Source organism: Clostridium acidisoli DSM 12555 (genome assembly GCF_900176305.1).
Lineage (GTDB): Bacteria > Bacillota > Clostridia > Clostridiales > Clostridiaceae > Clostridium_I > Clostridium_I acidisoli.
Genome location: NZ_FWXH01000009.1, coordinates 90,461 through 110,044, shown reverse-complemented (window position 1 = coordinate 110,044; position 19,584 = coordinate 90,461). Strand labels below are relative to the sequence as shown.

At 30.2% G+C, this 19,584-nt stretch carries 16 protein-coding genes; 14 read left to right on the top strand and 2 right to left on the bottom strand.

The genetic code is table 11. The features are described from left to right. Positions 1 to 493 precede the first annotated feature (493 nt). From hemA to B8978_RS12260, 5 genes are all read left to right on the top strand, one after another. Entirely contained in the window at positions 494 to 1,570 is a 1,077-nt protein-coding gene (gene hemA / locus B8978_RS12280; protein WP_084116331.1) for a glutamyl-tRNA reductase, read from the top strand. After that, the gene (gene hemC, locus B8978_RS12275) at positions 1,567 to 2,469 is read left to right on the top strand and encodes a hydroxymethylbilane synthase (RefSeq protein WP_084116330.1); all 903 of its coding nucleotides are present in this window, start codon (positions 1,567 to 1,569) and stop codon (positions 2,467 to 2,469) included. The genes hemA and hemC overlap by 4 nt, the downstream gene beginning before the upstream one ends. A 2-nt stretch (positions 2,470 to 2,471) precedes the next feature. Continuing rightward, on the top strand, positions 2,472 to 3,959 hold the full coding sequence (gene cobA, locus B8978_RS12270; protein ID WP_084116329.1) for a uroporphyrinogen-III C-methyltransferase: 1,488 nt from the start codon (positions 2,472 to 2,474) through the stop codon (positions 3,957 to 3,959). 33 nt (positions 3,960 to 3,992) lie between these two features. Further along, complete coding sequence (locus B8978_RS12265) at positions 3,993 to 4,868, top strand: AraC family transcriptional regulator (protein WP_084116328.1); 876 nt, start codon at positions 3,993 to 3,995, stop codon at positions 4,866 to 4,868. Positions 4,869 to 4,953: 85 nt separating this feature from the next. Next, a complete protein-coding gene (locus B8978_RS12260; protein WP_084116327.1) occupies positions 4,954 to 6,630 on the top strand; it encodes a glycoside hydrolase family 13 protein in 1,677 nt (558 codons plus the stop codon). Here B8978_RS12260 and B8978_RS12255 read toward each other — a convergent pair. Beyond that, positions 6,622 to 7,536: a LysR family transcriptional regulator gene (locus tag B8978_RS12255; RefSeq protein WP_084116326.1), complete on the bottom strand. Its 915-nt coding sequence runs from the start codon at positions 7,534 to 7,536 to the stop codon at positions 6,622 to 6,624. The genes B8978_RS12260 and B8978_RS12255 overlap by 9 nt on opposite strands. 316 nt (positions 7,537 to 7,852) lie before the next feature. On the opposite strand from B8978_RS12255, the gene B8978_RS12250 reads away from it, so the two are divergent. Continuing rightward, on the top strand, positions 7,853 to 9,277 hold the full coding sequence (locus B8978_RS12250; protein WP_242950551.1) for an MATE family efflux transporter: 1,425 nt from the start codon (positions 7,853 to 7,855) through the stop codon (positions 9,275 to 9,277). A gap of 23 nt (positions 9,278 to 9,300) precedes the next feature. Here B8978_RS12250 and B8978_RS12245 read toward each other — a convergent pair whose 3' ends face one another. Then, the gene (locus B8978_RS12245; RefSeq protein WP_084116324.1) at positions 9,301 to 10,458 is read right to left on the bottom strand and encodes a YibE/F family protein; all 1,158 of its coding nucleotides are present in this window, start codon (positions 10,456 to 10,458) and stop codon (positions 9,301 to 9,303) included. A 211-nt stretch (positions 10,459 to 10,669) separates the two neighbouring features. On the opposite strand from B8978_RS12245, the gene B8978_RS12240 reads away from it, so the two are divergent. The 8 genes from B8978_RS12240 (at position 10,670) to B8978_RS12205 (ending at position 19,565) form a co-directional block, all read left to right on the top strand. Further along, entirely contained in the window at positions 10,670 to 12,670 is a 2,001-nt protein-coding gene (locus tag B8978_RS12240; RefSeq protein WP_084116323.1) for a metallophosphoesterase, read from the top strand. Positions 12,671 to 12,759: 89 nt separating this feature from the next. Continuing rightward, the gene (locus B8978_RS12235) at positions 12,760 to 13,347 is read left to right on the top strand and encodes a class D sortase (protein ID WP_242950550.1); all 588 of its coding nucleotides are present in this window, start codon (positions 12,760 to 12,762) and stop codon (positions 13,345 to 13,347) included. 110 nt (positions 13,348 to 13,457) lie between these two features. After that, on the top strand, positions 13,458 to 13,883 hold the full coding sequence (locus B8978_RS12230) for a MarR family winged helix-turn-helix transcriptional regulator (RefSeq protein ID WP_084116321.1): 426 nt from the start codon (positions 13,458 to 13,460) through the stop codon (positions 13,881 to 13,883). Positions 13,884 to 13,923: 40 nt separating this feature from the next. After that, a complete protein-coding gene (locus B8978_RS12225; RefSeq protein WP_084116320.1) occupies positions 13,924 to 14,427 on the top strand; it encodes a nitroreductase family protein in 504 nt (167 codons plus the stop codon). Between the two features lie 27 nt (positions 14,428 to 14,454). Then, positions 14,455 to 14,742: a putative quinol monooxygenase gene (locus B8978_RS12220; protein WP_084116319.1), complete on the top strand. Its 288-nt coding sequence runs from the start codon at positions 14,455 to 14,457 to the stop codon at positions 14,740 to 14,742. 150 nt (positions 14,743 to 14,892) lie between these two features. Continuing rightward, positions 14,893 to 15,489, top strand: coding sequence for a TetR/AcrR family transcriptional regulator (locus B8978_RS12215; protein ID WP_084116318.1), 597 nt, complete (start codon positions 14,893 to 14,895; stop codon positions 15,487 to 15,489). A gap of 27 nt (positions 15,490 to 15,516) precedes the next feature. Further along, on the top strand, positions 15,517 to 16,221 hold the full coding sequence (locus tag B8978_RS12210) for an ABC transporter ATP-binding protein (RefSeq protein ID WP_084116317.1): 705 nt from the start codon (positions 15,517 to 15,519) through the stop codon (positions 16,219 to 16,221). A 2-nt stretch (positions 16,222 to 16,223) separates the two neighbouring features. Continuing rightward, complete coding sequence (locus B8978_RS12205; protein ID WP_084116316.1) at positions 16,224 to 19,565, top strand: FtsX-like permease family protein; 3,342 nt, start codon at positions 16,224 to 16,226, stop codon at positions 19,563 to 19,565. Positions 19,566 to 19,584 lie beyond the last annotated feature (19 nt).

The window sequence follows — 19,584 nt, the reverse complement described above, 5'->3', positions numbered from 1 at the left end:
GAAAAATCTTTGAACTTAAATTTATAAATCTAAAGTATTTTGTACTTCATTTTTTTGACCGAAGGTCGTAGTGTTTATAACATATTAACTTAATAATATGAATAAGGCTACGCCTAAAAGCAAAACCTACGGTTAAAACATATTGTAGAGCTATCTTTATATACTAAGATATATAAATTTAAATTCACTATTTTTCTGACGTGGGAAGAAAATTTTCCTTTACTTGTTACGTAAGTAACTTCTCTCACCTTTGACGGCTTTAGCCTCTTCAATTCTTCAATCTAGCCGAAGGATTTCTTTAATCTTTTCATCTAGCTTTAGCTATGAAGAAAATCTTTAACGGCCTTGCTTCGTAATATCTCACTATTATGAATATAGATTACTTATTATTAGTATAACCTTATAATGTGTTTTAAAATGTACTGGAGACAATCCAAGGTATTTTAAAATACATTATTTTTTAGGTATATTATAAATTTAGAAGGTGAATTAAATGAAATATTTAGCTATGGCAGGAATTGACTATGAAAACAGTGCCTTAGAGGTAAGAGAAAAAGTTAGTTTTACTAAGAGTGCCATAAAAAGAGCTTTTGAAAAAATAAAAGTTGAAGGTATTTTAGAAGAAGTTATAATAATTTCAACTTGTAATAGAAGTGAGATTTATTGCATTTCAGAAGAAGCCAGTGAAGAAGAATACCTTAGAAATTTCTACTCTTCTTTTTTTAAAATAGACAAAAAAGAGGCTGAGGATAATATTGTCTGTAGAAAGGGGTTTGATGCCATTTATCACTTGTTTCAAGTAGCGAATGGTTTCAAGTCAATGGTTCTTGGAGAAGACCAGATATTAGGTCAAGTAAAGGATGCTTACAGTGAGGCACTTTTAAACAAGGGTAGTGGAAAGATATTAAATAGGCTTTTTTTAAATGCAATTACAGATGCAAAAAAAGTTAAAACAACAACTTCTTTAACTAATACATCAATATCCGTAAGTGCTATAGGAATAAAACTTATTCATGAATGCATAAAGTCATTTAAAGGAAAAAAGGCTTTAGTAGTAGGTCTAGGGAAAATGAGTAAACTTTCACTTCAGTATCTTTTGTCTGAAGGAATCGAAAAAATATACGTTACAAATAGAACAAAAACAAAGATATTGGATGCTGAGAGTATTGCAGATAATATAGAGGGTATAGATTTTAAAGATAAACATAAGGTATTTAAAGATGTTGATATAATAATAAGTTGTACTAGTGCTCCACATTTTGTAATTCATAAAGGTGAATTTCAGAAGAATTGTAATGAAAAAAAATTATGTATGTTGGATCTAGCATTGCCAAGAGACATAGAACCGGAGATAGGCAAAATTAAAGGTGTTACACTTTATGTAATAGATGATATAAAGAAAATAGCCCAAAAAAATGAGCAGAGACGTCTTGTAGAATATAACAAAGGAATGGAACTTGTTAAAGAAGACGTAATAAAATATATAGACTGGATAAACCATGAGGGTATTGAGCTTAATGGATGTAACAATATAACAAAAGATATATTTAAAGAAGAGGTAAGCATATGAGATCAAAAATTGTAGTCGGAAGTCGCGGAAGTAAATTAGCACTTCTACAAACTAATATGGTAATAGACAAATTAAAAAGTATTTATACTTCTCTAGAATTTGAGATTAGAGTAATTAAGACAAAGGGCGATAAAATATTAGATAAAAGCCTTAGTAAAATTGGTGGTAAGGGACTATTTATAGAAGAAATTGAAAATAAACTAAGAAGTAATGAAATAGATATTGCTGTTCACAGTATGAAAGACGTACAAAATTCTGTTTCAGAAGAGTTCAGTATTTTATCGGCACTTAAAAGAGAGGATCCGCGTGATGCGATTATAAGTAGAGATAATATTAAATTTTCCAATCTTCCTAAAGGATCAGTTATAGGAACAAGTAGTTTAAGAAGAATTGTTCAGCTTAAAAATCTTCGTAAGGATTTAGAATTTAAACCTCTAAGAGGCAATGTGGATACGAGAATAAAAAAGCTAGAAGATAGAGAAGTTGATGCTATAATTCTTGCAGCAGCAGGACTAAACAGAATGGGGCTTCAAAGTAAGATAACCGAATATCTTGACGTTAGTGAGTGTATTCCATCAGTTGGTCAGGGAGCTTTGTGTATTGAGATAAGAAAAAATGATGAAGAGATTTTTAATATGGTAAATAAGCTTACAAACACTAGTGAACTTAGATGTGTATTAGCAGAAAGGGCTTTTTTAAAGGAAATGGATGGTGGTTGCACTATTGCTATTGGAGCTCATGCTGCTGAGGAAGAAGGAAAAATCAAATTAGAAGGTTTTGTATGCAGTGATGATAATAAAGTTATTTTTAGAGATTTTGTATTTGGAGAAGCAGGGAAATATAAAGACATAGGAATAAAGCTTGGAAGAAAACTAAAGAAGCAAAAGGCTGGTGAATAAACTTGAAGGGAAAAGTATACATAGCAGGAGTAGGATCTGGTGATGAAAAGTTAATAACTCTTAGGGCAATGGAGTGTATAAAAGATGTTGATGTCATAGTTTATGATAGGCTCGCTAACGCAAAATTTTTATCCTATGCTAAAGAAAATACGGAAAAAATAGACGTAGGCAAAAGAGCTAATAATCATACAATGCCTCAATGGAAAATAAATGAACTTCTATGTGAGAAAGCAAAGGAAGGCAAAAATGTGCTACGTCTAAAAGGTGGAGATCCTTTCGTTTTTGGAAGGGGCGGTGAAGAAGCACTAGAACTTTTAAAACATGGCATAGATTTTGAAATTATACCAGGAGTTTCAGCTGCTAATGCAGTTACAGCTTTTGCAGGAATCCCGCTTACACATAGAGGTATAAGTAGTTCTTTTCATGTAATAACAGGACATGAAGACCCAACAAAAAATGATAAGGCAATAGATTATTCTGTAATTGCAAAATTAACGGGAACACTAGTATTTTTTATGGGATTAAACAATTTAGATAGTATATGTGAGAATCTAATAAAATACGGTAAAGAAAAAAATACACCTGTGGCAGTGATTTCAAATGGAACTTTAAAAAATCAAAAGACTGTATGCGGAACTTTAGAGAATATTGTTAATTTAAAAGATGAAATGGAAGCACCTGCATTAATTGTTGTTGGAAATGTAGTTTCACTTAAAAACTCTTTAAATTGGTTTGAGGGTAGAAAAGCAAAAAATGTACTTGTAACAAGATCAAAAGGGCAAGCAGAAAAACTGGAACTTGCAATAGAAAAGGTTGGTGCTAAGCCTATTTCTATGGCAATGATAGAAATAAGTGATAATCTCTTAAAAACAGAAATTAAAGATATGTATAAAAATATACATAAATATAATTGGCTTGTATTCACTAGTGAAAATGCAGTAAATATATTTATGAAAGGTTTAATGGACAATCTTTTAGATATAAGAGTTTTAACTGGATTAAAAATAGCTGTAGTGGGAAGTGCCACGAAAGTAGCTCTTAATAAATATTATTTAAAGGCGGACATAACACCTAAAGAATTTGAATCTGAAAAACTTGCTGAAGAACTGAGGAGTAAGGTTAAAGCAGGAGATATGGTTTTGTTCCCAACGTCAAACATTGCTCATAACTCCATTGCAAAAACAATAGAACAAATAGGCGCACATATTGATGTTAAATTGATATATGATGTGACAACTCCAAGGTACCATAAGGGTGAACTTTTAGATGTGTTAGATAATATTGATGTAATTACATTTACAAGTCCTTCTTGCATTAACGGTTTTGTAAACACATTGAAGGCTGAAGGAGAAGATATATCAATATTAGAAGCTAAGGAAATAATATGCATTGGACCAATAACGGGAAACGCTTTAAGAAAGTTAGGAATAAATAACTTTAAACTTGCAAAGGTGCATAATGTAGAGGGGATAGCTACAAGTATAAGTTAGGCTTGAAATTTTTGGTTTGAGAGGACTGTGATAATGGAAAAGGAAAAATTAAAAGAAAACATTATGCATGGTACAGTTAGTTTCCCTTTAGCTAATTATAGATGGGATAAGGATACACAATTTTTTGTTAAATTACATTGGCACAATGAAACGGAATTAGTATTTTTCAAAACAGGATTATTTAGTGTAAACATTAATATGAGAGAATATAAGATAAGTGCTCCTGCTTTTATGTTTATAAATTCTGGAGATATTCATTCAATTGTTAGTGAAGAAGGGTGTAGAGAATCTGCTATTGTATTTGATTTAAAAATGCTTAGCTTTGAATACTTTGATGGTATACAATATAAGATTATTAGGCCACTACTTGAAAGTAAGATGCAATTTCCTCAATTTGTGTTTGAGAAAGATAAGATATGGCAAGATGTTAAAAAGCTATATGAGAGTATAATAGGTGAAGCTAATAACAAAGAATTAGCTTCTTACATGAAAGTAAAGTCATATTTATATCAACTGATTGCGTGCTTATATGAAAACAATAGTTTTATAAATGCAGATAATATTGAGGAAAATGATATTTATAAAATTAAAAATGTGAAGAAGGTTCTTACTTTTATCCATAATAATTATAGTGAGAAAATTTCACTAAATAAAATGTCAGACCTAGTTGGAATGAATACACAATATTTTTGTAGGTATTTTAAAAAGCTTATAGGTAAAACACTTACGGAATATATAAATGAGATTCGTATTGAGAAGGCTGCCGAATGCTTAATTGAAACTGGAGATAAAATTATAGATATTGCAATATCCTGTGGGTATGAAAATATAGGATATTTTATAAAACGCTTTAAAGAACAAAAACATATGTCTCCATCAGAATATCGAAGACAAACAAAGTCAAAATAGTGCAATGTTTTATCAAAATTATAGAAGAAACCTCTATTCAAAGTATATATAATATAATTAAACACACTTTGAATGGAGGTTTCTTATGAAAAAACAGTGGTGGCATAATAAAATAGCTTATCAGATTTATCCTAAAAGTTTTAATGATACAAATGGTGATGGTATTGGAGATATTCGTGGTATCATCGAAAAATTAGACTATTTAAAGGAATTAGGAATTGATATTATATGGATTTCTCCTATTTATAAATCACCTTTCGTGGACCAAGGTTATGATATCTCAGACTATTATAGTATAGCCAAAGCGTTTGGTACAATGGAGGAGTTTGAAGAATTACTTGCAAAAGCGAAAAAAAGAAACATGTATATTGTAATGGATTTAGTAATTAATCATTGCTCTAATGAGCATGAATGGTTTCAAAAAGCATTATCTGAGCCAGATGGTGAATATGCAGGGTATTTCTATTTTGAAAAAGGTAAAAATGGAAATCCACCAAGTAATTATCGTTCATATTTTGGTGGTAGTGTATGGGAACCAATAGAAGGAACGGATAAATATTATTTACATTCATTTGCTAAAGAGCAGCCAGATCTTAACTGGAACAATCCTAAGTTAAAAAAAGAACTATTTAAAATGATAAATTGGTGGCTTGATAAAGGACTTGCAGGCTTTAGAATTGATGCTATTATGAACATTAAAAAGAATTTGGACTTCCCTGACTACCAAGTGGATGGAAATGATGGACTTACAAGTATAACTAAAATGATAGAAGAATCAAGTGGCATTGGAGATATGCTACAAGAAATGAAACATGAAACGTTTGAAAAATATGATGCTTTTACAGTGGCAGAGGTTTTCAATATGAGAGAAGACGAAGTAGAAGATTTTATTGGTGATGATGGGCATTTTTCAACTATGTTTGATTTTTCAGCACATTCACTTACTTTTGGAGAACATGGTTGGTATGATTCCAAACCTATTGAATTTAATTCATGGAGAAGCGCTATATTTGAATCACAAACAAGATGTCAAGGAATAGGATTTCTAGCTAATATTATTGAAAATCATGATGAGCCTCGAGGAATATGTCGTTATCTTCCAGAATACGCATTGAATGATGCTGGTGTAAAGATGCTTGGAACTACAAGTGTTTTGCTTCGTGGTATTCCATTTATCTACCAAGGACAGGAAATTGGTATGAGAAATTGCCACATGCAAAATATAGAAGAATATAATGATATTGATACAAAAAACCAGTATTATAGTGCACTGAAGGCTGGATTAAGTAATGAAGAGGCACTAGATGTCTGTTATGTAAACAGTAGGGACAATGCAAGAACTCCAATGCAATGGAGCATGGAGAAAAATGCTGGATTTTCTGAAGGAAATCCGTGGCTGAAAGTTAATCCTAATTATTTACAAATCAATGTGGAAGCACAAATAAATGATGAGAATTCCATATTGAAATATTATCAAAAATTGATTTCGCTTAGAAAATCTGAAGAATATGGTGAAGTATTTATTTATGGTGATTTTTGTCCTGCCTATTTAGATAAGGATAAAGTATACGCTTTTTACAGAAAGCTAAATGATAAAAAAATATTGGTAGCAGCTAATTTTGGACAGGATGATGTTGCTTTAGAATTAGAAAAAGAGAATAAGGAAGTTTTATTATCTAATATGGGAAGAAAATCATTGCCCTTCGGAACAACACTTACATTGAAATCTTGTGAGGTAGTAGTTGTTTTGTATCTAAAATAATATATCACTTTTATGAAAATGTTTATGAGAAAAAGTATTAATAGTGTAATTCTTAAATTCTTGTGCGGCAGGGGGAAGATATCTATTTTTAACAAAAGCAAGATAAACGTATCGCTTATAGGGCAAAGACGTTAAAGGTAATATCTTTAAATCAAAGTTTCTAATTGTTGGATTGTCGGTTACTACGGCAATTCCCATGTTTGCGGCAACTAAACCAGCAATAGAATTATCTTCCTCTACTTCGCTCGATATTTTTGGATTAGCTCCAATTGAGGTAAACAGATCATCAACAATAGATCTAAGTCCACTTTCTTTTGTATAATAGACAAGATTATAAGGAAGTGTATCTTTTAGACTAATATAATCATTATTAGCTAGCGGATGATTTTTGGGTACAATGACAACTAATTTTTGTTCACAGATTGGTACAAATTCTATATGTGGTTCATTATGTACATGTGAACAAAAAACAAGGTCATATTTTTCTTTTTTTAATCCAGTAATAAGCTTTGTAGTGCTACCTTCATTGCACAAAAAGCGTATATTCTTGTATTGTTTGTTTTTTAAAAATGAAGACATTAAGTTAGGAATAAAATATGCTCCAATAGAAGAAATATATGCTAAATCAATATGTCCCTCAGAAATGCTAGTTAGTTTCTTAATTTGATTTTTACCCAATTTCAATTCATTTAATGCATTTTTTACATATGACAAATAAATCCTTCCATGTTTAGTTAGTCTAACATTCCTACCTTGCTTTTCAAATAAGAATATCCCTAGCTCGTCTTCCAGTGAGGAAATTGCATGACTTAGGGAAGGCTGAGAAATAGATAGCTGTTCTGCTGCCTTTGTATAATGTTCTAATTCAGCAAGTTTTTCAAAATAATAAAGTTGATTTAAATTCATCTAAAGTTCTCCTTAAAGTAATGATAAAAATATTTTATCATAATTTATAGATATAAACTATGAATAATACCAAGAATATTTATTTTTAATAGAAATAATAAGTGATAAAATGTAAGTTGTTATTATTTCTATAAATAAAGTGAAATTTGCACTCAGGTGGGGTTTTGGTTTTGACCACACCTGAGTGTTAGTTGAACTAATACAGCGCGTAGCAGCCGTTAACTCTACACTTGAAAAACTAGAGAACCCAAATCTTGATTTGTTGTGAATCACTTTATCCTTTAGGTCGAAGTGGGAGTCTTACGGATGGTAGCGAATGGATAAAATTGTAGTTAATCGTATTAAGGAGTTGTTTCATTATATGAACACATGTACAGTAGATAAAAATGAATTGAAAGTAAAGTCACTCAACGATATGACTGTGGGTTCACCTTTTAAAATATTATGGAATTTTTCAATACCTATGTTAATTAGCGTGATGTTCCAGCAGCTTTATAGTATTATAGACAGCATTATAGCAGGTAAGTATATAGGAGTAGATGCACTAGCTGCAGTTGGTGCATCATATCCTATAACGGTACTGTTTATTGCGGTTGCAACTGGAGCTAGCATTGGGTGCTCGGTTGTGGTTTCACAAATATTCGGTGCAAAGAAATATACGAAAATGAAATCTGCTATTTCCACAGCAATAATATCTATTATTGTCCTTAGCATAATACTAACAATAATAGGATTTATAATATGCAATCCTATTATGAGCCTTATGAATACGCCTAAAAACATTTTATCCAATTCTGAACTTTTTTTGCGTATATACATTTTAGGAGTATCTTTTCTATTTACTTATAATACTGCCAATGCAATATTTAATGCACTTGGCGACTCAAAAACTCCATTATATTTTTTGATGTTTTCTTCACTGTTTAATATTGTTCTTGATATTGTATTTGTTGTTGTTTTACATATGGGTATAGCAGGAGTTGCATGGCCTACTTTTATAGCACAAGGTATATCTTCAATTTTAGCTATGGGTTGTCTTATATATAGAATTCGCAAAATAGAAGTAATTGGAAAATACAAGCGATTTGATATTGAACTTTTGAAACATATGAGTACAATTGCAATACCAAGTATTATGCAGCAATCTTTTATTTCTGTAGGGCAACTTTGTGTACAAGGGCTAATAAATAGCTATGGTGATATTGTGGTTGCAGGATATTCTGCTGCGTTTAGAATAAATACTTTTATAATTACATCAATTACAACTATGTCTAGTGCATTATCCACATTTACAGCACAAAACATGGGAGCAAAAAAGCTAAAAAGAGTTCGTAAAGGTTATAAATCATTATTAGTGATGATGTTAATTCTTTACTCAATAGTCAGCCTTATTATATTAATTTTTGGAAAAAATTTAATTAGTTTATTTGTAGATGTATCCAAGGGGAAAATGGTAATAAATGTAGGCTTAGCATTTTTGTGTACAGTTACACCTTTCTACGTTGTTGTAGTAATTAAAACTATAACAGATGGGGTTCTGCGTGGTGCAGGAGACATGAAAGAATTTATGACAACTACATTTATGGATTTATTTTTAAGAGTTATATTTTCGTTTGTTTTAGCAAAAATACTAGGTTATGCAGGAATATGGTGGGCATTCCCAGTAGGTTGGACAATCGGATGTATTTTTTCTGTTTACTATTATTTTAAAGGAAAGTGGAAAAGTAGTTTTTTATTATAATAAAAAAGTAAAAGCAGATAGAACTAATTAAAATCTTTTGAAAGTAGAGGAATTAGTTTTGCAGAAATTAATGCTGAAATAGGAACAGTAAGAACTACAGCTAAACTTCCTGTAATACCTTGAATTATTTCAACACTTACCATATCCATGTTCATGATTTGAGTAAAACTAACATTATAAGAGTATATTACAATTAATATATTTAATGAAGATCCAGTAAAGGCAAGGATGAGGGTATTAGTCATAGTTCCCATCATATCTTTGCCTATATTCATGCCAGATTTAAATAATTCATTAAAACTAAGTTTAGAATTTGATGTATATATTTCTTGTATTGAGGAAGTAATGGATACACTTAAATCTAAAACTGCACCTAAAGATGCAATTAAGATTGAGGCAAGGAGTAAACCTTGAACTTGCATACCAGTTTTACTTGAAATTAAACTTAAAAGTTCTGCATTTTCTATATTAAGACCTGTTAAATGAGCCAGATTACCAAAGATTATGGCAATTATAGCGGCAATAAAAACTCCAAGTAAAGTTCCAAGTATTGCTGAAAGTGTTTTAAAGGTAAAACCACACAATAAAATCAAAGTAATACAAGTTGTTAACGTTATTATTAAAAGGCATGAAACAATAGGAGAATAACCATTATAAAGCATGGGTATAAATAAGAATATAATGCATATAAAAGTAAAGGCAAGTCCTAATATAGACTTCAAGCCCTGTTTGCCTCCTATAATGCATAATGCTATAAAAAATATGATTAGAAAAAAATATTGAATAGGTGCTCTATAATAATTATAGACAGTGGCACTATAAGTATTCTTATTTACTGTATCAATTTCAATAATTATTGTCATGTTTTTTTTAATGAATACGTTGTGAATATCAGTTAAATAATTTGGCACTATTTTTATGTCACCTTTATGTTCACCTGTAAGAATCTTAACCGTAACATTTTGACTGCCAAAATATATGTTCTTTAAACTTACACTTTTCTTTAAATTTTCATTTTTTACTTCTAATACATTAGCTTTTTCATATTTCACATTAGCCTTTCCATTATCAGAAGTAAAAATTACCGGATGATTAATATTAAAAAAATATATAAAAATAAAAAATAACACTAAAGCAATTATTGAGAGAATCACTCTCGAAATTTTAAAACCCTTAAACATGTTTTTCCTCCCATATTATACAATCTTATAAAATTATATAATGTTGATGTATATAAATGGTTAAATATATGTAAAATTCAAGTTAAAGTAATATTATTTTAAATTTACATAAATTTACATAAAAAAGCAGGCGAAAATTAAATTTCACTGCTAATATTATGAAGGTAATGAAAATTATTCATATATTTTTGAAAAGGAAGTGTGGTAATCAGTGAAAAACCGTAAAAAACTAATTGCTATAGCTGTAGGGTTATCTGTTATTGTATCAGGAATAACATTTACAAATATCACAGCTGCAACTAACTCTCAAAATAATGTAGGTGTATCATCAACAAGTTCTGCTAAAGATGTTAATTTTGATGATATAGCACTGTCACCTGGTGGAAATCCTAGTGAATTGAATTTTACATGGTATTCAAGCAATAGTAAAGTAACACCTATGGTACAAATTGCATTAAAGTCTGATGCAAACGGTAATGATTTTCCAGTAAGTAAAGCAAGCAGCTTCAAAGGAACAACTTCAGTTGGAAATAATGGCTTTACATCAAACAAAGTATCAGTAAATGGCTTAAATGAGTCAACGCAATATGTTTATCGTCTAGGCGATGGAACTAACTGGAGTCAAACATATAACTATAATACTTATAAGACAAGTCAATATAGCTTTTTGTTTGCAGGTGACCCGCAAATTGGTGCAGGCGGAGACATAAGTAAAGATTCTGCTGGATGGGCAGATACATTGAATAAGGCCACAAAGCAGTTTTCAGACAGTAGCTTTATGATTTCTGTTGGAGATCAAGTAAACAATGGCAGTGAACTTAATGGTGCAAGTAATGAGTTAGAATACAGTGGATATTTTGCACCAGAACAGTTAAAAACACTACCAATTGCAGCTATTGCTGGAAATCATGAAACTTATGGCCCTGGACATAATACTCATTTTAACGCTCCAAACTTATCTGATAAATATGGAGCTTTTAGCGCTGAACCTACAACAGGAACAGATTATTATTTCACATATGGAAATACATTATATTTAATGTTAAACAGTAACGATATGAATGAAGAAGAGCATAAACAATTTATGCAAGATGCCATTGCTAAAAATCCAAATGCAACATGGAAAATAGCAGTATTACACCATTCAGTTTATAGCTCTGCAAATCATGAAACTGATTCAGATATTATTCAGAGAAGAAATGATTTGCCTCCAATTTTTGATTCATTAGGAATAGATGTAGTATTAGATGGTCATGACCACTGCTATACAAGGTCATATCAGATGAAAGGCGGACAAGCAATTAAGGATCAAAATGTTGATACTGAAGGAAGAGTGATTGATCCTAAAGGAACAGTCTATATAACAGCTAACTCGGCTAGTGGAAGTAAATATTATGAAATTAGATATCCTGGTGAAAACAATAATTATGAAGCAAAAAAAGAACAAATTCATGTTCCTACATTTTCACGTGTAAATGTAACAAGTAACAGTTTCCAAATTAATACTTATAGAACAGATACAATGACAGAAACTGACAGTTACACGTTAGTTAAATCCACAGCACCTCAGCAGGCTACTGCAGATGTTATAGATCAAATTAATAAATTACCTAACGTAGATGCAGTTACTACAAATGACGCTGATAATATAAAAAATGCTAGAATTGCTTATAATGCATTAAGCAGCGATCAACAAAAGTTGGTTACGAATATTGATAAATTAATACAAGATGAAAATAAAATTAATGATATTAATAATCAAACTAAACAAGCTACAGATGAAAAAGCAGCTAGTGATGTGATTGGGCAAATAAATACTATTCCTCAAAATGTTTCTTTAACTGATGAAGCAACTGTGGTTAATGCAAGAACGGCTTATAATTCACTATCGGATTCTCAAAAAGCATTAGTTAATAATTATAATAAATTAACTAATGCTGAAAATACTATAGCGAGCCTTAAAGCGCAAGCAGCTAATGCATCATCACAAGCAACAAGCACTTCACAAAAGGCACCACAAAATACAACTAATGTAAGCACAGCATCAGGCACTCTTCCTAAAACTGGTGAATTTTTCGACTTTAATATGTTAATAGCCCTAGGAATGCTTTCAATTGCTGGGGGATCATCAATAATATTAATTAAGAAAAAGGGAATAAGCTTAAAATCTATTTATGATGTTTCAAAAAAGTTTAGGTTATTAAATAAATAATGTTTTAATTCATAAAGACTAAGGAAATTATTGCTACTAAGAATAGATTTATTCTATTCTTAGTAGTAATATTATTAATGTAGGGGTGAGTGTTATTGAGTAAGCTAAAAATATTAGGTGGTGTATTTGTATTAATAGGTATCATAGTAATTGCATACGCTTTTGGAGCAAAATATTGGACTGAATATAAACAAAACAATATGGTAAAAAACTATGAAAAAAAAATAGAAGATGTAAAGCATAAAAAGCAAATTGCTAAGCAAGCAGCACAAAAGGAAACAATAGCCGATGGAACTGTTGGGATTCTTGTTATTCCTAAAATAGATTTAAAAGTTGCAATAGGAGAAGGAACGGACCTTAAAACTTTAAAATACGCAGTAGGACATTTTAAAAATACAGCTATGCCTGGACAAAAAGGGAATTTTTGTTTAGCAGGACATAGAAGTTATACTTTTGGAGAGTATTTTAATAGACTAGGCGAAATAAAAATTGGAGACGAAATAACTGTAAAAACAATAAATGGAGATTTTAAATACAAGGTATATGATACAAAAGTGGTTCTTCCAGAAGAAACAGATGTGTTAAATTCCACTGAAGATGCAACTATGACACTTGTAACTTGCACACCTATTAGAGTTGCTACTCATAGGCTTATAATTAAAGCTAAAATGGAATAAAGTGCTGGTTTAAACCAGAGTTAAAATGTATATAATACACTATTGACAGTATACATTTTATAATATATAGTTGTATGTACAAACAACTGTATTTAGAGAGGAATTTTATAATGTCAAATGTAAATGAGATTTTATGTGATTGTTTGTATTTTTCAAATAATAAATTATCTAGAATAATGGGAAAAATGGCGGATGAGGAATTTAGAATAACAGGACTTTCTCCAGCTTATGCTTTTTTATTAAGTGTTGTTAATGAGAAAAATGGGATTAGTCAAAAGGAACTTGGAGAAGTTCTTCATATAACTGCATCAACAATTACTAGATTCATAGATAAATTAGAAGGTAGATTGTATTTAGAAAGAAAAATTCAAGGGAAAAACTCTTATATCTATTCAACAGAGAAGGGTAGAGAACTTCAAAAAGATATAAATAAAGCTTGGAACAATCTTCATGAAAGATATGAAAAACATATTGGTAAAGACGATTATATTAAACTCACGAAATTAATAAATAATACTTGTTCAAAACTTGAATAATATTATATATGGTATAAAAAATTATTTGGGAGTGATTAGGATGGAAACAATTTTTAACAGGAGAAGTATAAGGAAATATCAAGACAAACCTGTAGAAAAAGAGAAGATAGAAAAGTTATTAAGAGCAGCAATGCAAGCACCATCAGCAGCAAATCAGCAAGCTTGGGAGTTTATAGTTGTTGAGAATAAAGATACACTTAATAAATTATCTGAGATGAGTCCATATTCAAAAATGGTTTCAAATTCTGCAGTTACATTCGTAGTAGCAGCTAATAAGGATAACTTTAAAGTAGCTACAGCATGGCAGCAGGATTTAGGTGCGGCTACAGAAAATTTACTTCTAGAGGCTTCATATTTAGGACTTGGAGCAGTTTGGCTTGGAACAGCTGTATCTGAAGAAAACATGAAATTTGTAACAAATCTTTTTAAATTACCTGACAATATACTGCCTTTTGCAGTAATAGCAGTTGGATACCCAGATCAAAAGAACACATTTATTGATAGATTTGATGAAAAGAAAGTTCATTATGAAAATTGGAAATAATATAATTAAAATGAAAGAGGTTACATTATGATAAAAATTATAGCAAAAAACTTTGTTAAACAAGGAAAAGTTGAACAAGTATTAGTACTTGCAAAAGAATTAGTTCAAGAAACATTAAAAGAAAATGGATGTATAAGCTATGGAATGTATCAATCTGAAAGTGATGAAAATGTACTTACTATGATTGAACAATGGGAAAATAAAGATGTTTTAAAAGCACACATGGCTTCAGAACATTTTAAAAGGATTGTTCCGTTAATGAATGAGTTTATGGATAAAAAAGCAGAAATGGATATATACAAAAAAGTAATATAATAAGTTTTAAATAAGAAGAGTTCGTATAAGATGATTAATTGTCTTATATGGACTTTTTTTATCCATTCACTACCTTTCGTAATTATAAAAAGTGCTGTTGACAATAAGGCTAAAGTATAATAAGCTTTAAAAGAGAACGGAGGTTTTCTAATGCAATATTTAAAGGATGAAGTTAAAAATAGAATAATTGAAGAAACTTTAAAAGAATTTAACCTAATGGGATATAAGGGCTCTTCTGTGAGGAATATAGCCGCAAATTCTTGTACATCTGTGGGAAATTTGTATAAGTATTTTAAAAATAAAGATGATTTGTATGAGAATGTAATTGGTTCAGTGTATAGTAAGCTAATGAATTATATTGTTCAGTTTAAAAATGTTGAGTTTAACAATAAAACACAAATGATATTTTATGAACTTATGGATAAAATTATAGAGATTTTTGAGGAAAATAGCATTGAGCTTTCAGTGCTTTTTAATAAAAGTCAAGGCTCTAGGTATGAAGACTGCAAAAAAGTGTTTATAGATTTTATAACAAGAATAGTAACTGAAAACACAAAGTATGAACTTAGTTTAAAAGGCAAAAAGCTTAAGGATAATTTCCTTATATATCTTCTATCATATAGTCTTGTGGAGAGTATTGGAATTATACTTGAAAAAAAACAAGATGGGGAAGAAGTTAGAAAACTTACTCAGGAGTTGATTGATATTTTTTATAAGGATATTTTAAATAGAGTTAGTGCAGTATAAAAGAAAAAATAAAGGAGAGCTATATTTATGGAAAGTTTCATAGAACTTAAAAATGTTAAAAAAAGTTATAACATGGGTGAAGTAGTTATTAAAGCAGTAGATAATGTATCTTTTTCCATAGAAAAAGGTGAATTTGTAATTGTATTAGGTGCTAGTGGAGCAGGAAAATCAACAATACTAAATCTTTTAGGTGGTATGGATCAAATAACAGATGGTAACATCTATGTAGATGGAAATGAGATAAGTAAATATAACAAAAAAATGCTGACAAAATATAGAAGAGAAGAAATCGGATTTGTATTTCAATTTTACAACCTAGTACAAAACTTAAATGCGTTAGAAAATGTTGAACTTGCAGTTGAAATATGTAAAAATCCCATGAATCCAGTGGAAGTTTTAAAAGATGTTGGACTTGAAGAAAGAATAAGAAATTTTCCATCACAACTTTCAGGGGGAGAACAGCAAAGAGTTTCAATAGCAAGGGCACTTGCCAAAAATCCTAAATTACTTCTTTGTGATGAGCCGACAGGAGCACTAGATTATAATACAGGTAAATCTATATTAAAGCTCTTATCAGACACATCAAAACAATATAATATGACAGTTATTGTAATAACCCATAATTCAGCTATAGCTCCTATTGCTGATAAAATTATAACGGTAAAAAGTGGCAAAGTTGAAAGCATTAAAAAAAATGAAAATCCAATATCAATAGAAAGTATAGAGTGGTAAATATGAGAAAAACGTTTTTCAAAAATTTGTTTAGAGATATAAAAAAGACACTTTCAAGATTTTTATCTATAGTTATAATTATAGCAGTTGGAGTATCGTTTTATGCAGGTGTAAGAGCTACAAGCCCTGATATGAAAAGGTCAGGAGATTATTATTTTTCGAAAAACAATCTAATGGATTTTAAACTCGTGTCAACTCTTGGATTAACAAAAGACGATGTAAATGAGGCAAAGAAAATAAAAGGGGTAAAAGATGTAGAAGGTTCATATTCAGTAGATGCAGTGATGGAAAAAGATAAAGATGCGTTAGTTTTAAATATAAATTCACTTCCAAGTGAAAATGGTATAAACAAAATAAAAATTGTTAATGGAAGAACAGCACATAGCGATAATGAAGCAGTAGTGGAGGATAAATTTTTAAAGGAGAATAAATTAAAAATGGGTGACACTATAATGCTTCAATCTGGAAACGAAAGTGATATAAAAGATAATTTGAAAATTAATGAGTTTAAAATTGTTGGAACTGCAAAGTCACCAATTTATGTGTCGGCGCAAAGACAATTAAGTTCTGTAGGCAACGGTTCTGTAAGAGGTTTTGTATATATACTTCCAGAAGTTTTTAAGAGTGATGTATATACGGAAGTATACGTAAAAACAAATAATAAAAATACGGATGATAGTCTTTTAAATAATGATGCTTACAGAAATGAAACCACTACTATAGAAAAACAATTAAAGGATTTGGGAGCAAAGAGAGGTCAAATAAGATACGAAGATTTGCTAAAAACCGGAAGTGACAAAATTACGGATGCTGAGAACAAATTAAATGAAGCTAAAAAACAAGCAGCAGATAAATTTCAAGATGGATACAAACAGTTAGATGATGGAAGAAATAAAATCTCATCTGGTAAATTGGAAATTGAAAAGAATCAAAAACTTTTAAATGACAAAATTTCTGACGGAGAAAAACAAATAGCTGATGGAAAGAATAAACTACAGGCTGGAGAAAATGAGATAGATGCTAAAGCAGTTGAAATACAAAATGGTAGCAAACAAATTTCAGATGGAGAAAAACAGCTTGATGCTAGCCAAAATCAACTAAATTCAGGAAAAGCATCAGCAGCATTAGGTATAGTAGCATCTATGAATGAAAAAATTCAAGCAGCAAAAAATCAACTTGAGGCTGATCCAAATAATCCAGTATATTTAGCACAATACAATCAATTAAACAACGTTTATGAAAAAGATATAAATGGGAAAGACTTCGATAGTATGTATAATGCTTTAAAGCAAGATAATCTGTCCGGACAATTTGGTGTCGATAGTATAAAAAGTAATTTTGATGCGGCATCACAAAGTATAAATTTAGGAAGGCAAGAGATATCTGAAAAAGAAAAAGAACTTCAAGATGGAAGTGCACAACTTCAAGCAGCTAGAGAAGAAATTGAACTAAATAAGAAAAAAATTCAAGACTCGCAGGCTCAGCTTGATGCTGGAAAAAGGGATGGGCAACTTAAATTAGATGAGGCACAAAAACAGCTTCAAGCCTCACAAAACATCATAGATGAAAATACACAAAAGTTAAAAGATGAAGAGACAAAGGCAAATAAACAATTTAGTGATGGAGAAAAAGAAATACAGAAAAATAAGGATAAAATTAATGATCTTAAGAAACCTGAATTTTATGTTTTAGGTAGATCAACTAATGTAGGATATGAAAGTTACAGACAAGACAGTGATAGAATTGATAACATTGGCAAGGCATTCCCACTTATTTTCTTTTTAGTAGCTGCATTAGTTAGCTTAACTACAATGACAAGAATGGTTCAAGAAAACAGAATAGAGATAGGAACATTTAAGGCACTTGGATATTCAAGATTGGCCATAGTAGCACATTATCTAATATATTCTTTAGCAGCCAGCTTAATTGGCAGTATAATTGGTATTTCATTTGGATTTAAACTTTTTCCGCCACTTATAATGAATGCATATAGCTCACTCTACGCAATACCTGACTCTATAACGCCGTTTAATGGAACCCTTGCATTAGAATCATCAATAATAGCTATGTTATTTACAACCCTAGCTGCAGTTGGTGCAAGTTTAGGAGAGCTTAGGGAAGTACCGGCTTCATTAATGAGGCCCAAACCACCAAAGTCAGGCAAGGTTATACTACTTGAGAGAATAACTTTTGTTTGGAGAAAACTTAGCTTTACTCAAAAAGTTACAGCTAGAAATATATTTAGATACAAGCAGAGATTTTTTATGACAGTAATAGGAATTGCAGCTTGTACTGGACTAATGATAACGGGTTTTGGATTAAAGGGAGGAATAGTAGGAGCTACAGAAAATCAATTTAATAAAATTTATAAATATAACATGAACGCAACACTTACTAAAAATATAGATGATGATAGTAAAAACAGTATAAAAAATGAAGTTATGAAAGATTCAAATATAAAATCTGTACTGTTTTCATATTCAAAAAATGGATCAATTAAGAAGGAAGATTCAAGCAGCGAGGATGTTTACTTAGTCATTCCAGAAAACAAAAATGAAGTTAATAAATATATAAACCTTACTATGAATAATAAAGATTTGAAACTTAATGACGATGGCGTAATTATAACGGAAAAACTGTCTAAACTTATAAACAAAAAAGTTGGAGATAGTATTAAAATTACTATAGATGACAAGATATTAACAGTTAAAATAACTGCAATTACAGAACATTATATAGAACATTATATATATATGAGTCCTAAGTATTATGAAAAAATAACAGGTAAAAAAGTTGAATATAATGGGCTTTATGGAGTGCTAAAAAATGTTTCAACTAATGCTGAAAATAATACGTCAAAAACGCTTATGAAAATCAGTGGAATAGGTTCTGTAAGTTTTAAGAACAATATACGTATGGATTATAATAAGAGTATGAATAGCATAAATTCAGTAGTATTAATATTAATAGCAGCTGCAGGAGTTCTTGCTTTTGTAGTAATATACAATCTTACAAATATTAATATCAATGAACGAAAAAGAGAACTTGCTACGATAAAACTTTTAGGATTCTACAATAATGAGCTTGCATTGTATATATATAGGGAAAATATAATACTTACAGTTGTAGGAGCTCTTACTGGAATCATTCTGGGAATACTTATAGATAATTTCGTTATTAGCACTGCAGAGACGGATGTAATGATGTTTCTAAGAACCATAAATCCAATATATTTTGTTTATTCAGTTTTACTTACAATTACTTTTTCTATATGTGTAAACTTGGCAATGTATAGAAGGTTTGATAAAATAGAAATGATAGAATCACTTAAAAATGCAGAATAAACATTGAATATTTAGAAAG

Bases quoted from the DNA above. Each gene is read 5' to 3' on its own strand.
- B8978_RS12255 (WP_084116326.1), bottom strand. From the start codon at position 7,536: ATGAATTTAAATCAACTTTATTATTTTGAAAAACTTGCTGAATTAGAA.
- B8978_RS12215 (WP_084116318.1), top strand. From the start codon at position 14,893: ATGCAATATTTAAAGGATGAAGTTAAAAATAGAATAATTGAAGAAACT.
- B8978_RS12225 (WP_084116320.1), top strand. From the start codon at position 13,924: ATGGAAACAATTTTTAACAGGAGAAGTATAAGGAAATATCAAGACAAA.
- B8978_RS12260 (WP_084116327.1), top strand. From the start codon at position 4,954: ATGAAAAAACAGTGGTGGCATAATAAAATAGCTTATCAGATTTATCCT.
- B8978_RS12250 (WP_242950551.1), top strand. From the start codon at position 7,853: ATGGATAAAATTGTAGTTAATCGTATTAAGGAGTTGTTTCATTATATG.
- B8978_RS12245 (WP_084116324.1), bottom strand. From the start codon at position 10,458: ATGTTTAAGGGTTTTAAAATTTCGAGAGTGATTCTCTCAATAATTGCT.
- B8978_RS12220 (WP_084116319.1), top strand. From the start codon at position 14,455: ATGATAAAAATTATAGCAAAAAACTTTGTTAAACAAGGAAAAGTTGAA.
- hemC (WP_084116330.1), top strand. From the start codon at position 1,567: ATGAGATCAAAAATTGTAGTCGGAAGTCGCGGAAGTAAATTAGCACTT.
- B8978_RS12230 (WP_084116321.1), top strand. From the start codon at position 13,458: ATGTCAAATGTAAATGAGATTTTATGTGATTGTTTGTATTTTTCAAAT.
- B8978_RS12265 (WP_084116328.1), top strand. From the start codon at position 3,993: ATGGAAAAGGAAAAATTAAAAGAAAACATTATGCATGGTACAGTTAGT.
- B8978_RS12210 (WP_084116317.1), top strand. From the start codon at position 15,517: ATGGAAAGTTTCATAGAACTTAAAAATGTTAAAAAAAGTTATAACATG.
- hemA (WP_084116331.1), top strand. From the start codon at position 494: ATGAAATATTTAGCTATGGCAGGAATTGACTATGAAAACAGTGCCTTA.
- B8978_RS12205 (WP_084116316.1), top strand. From the start codon at position 16,224: ATGAGAAAAACGTTTTTCAAAAATTTGTTTAGAGATATAAAAAAGACA.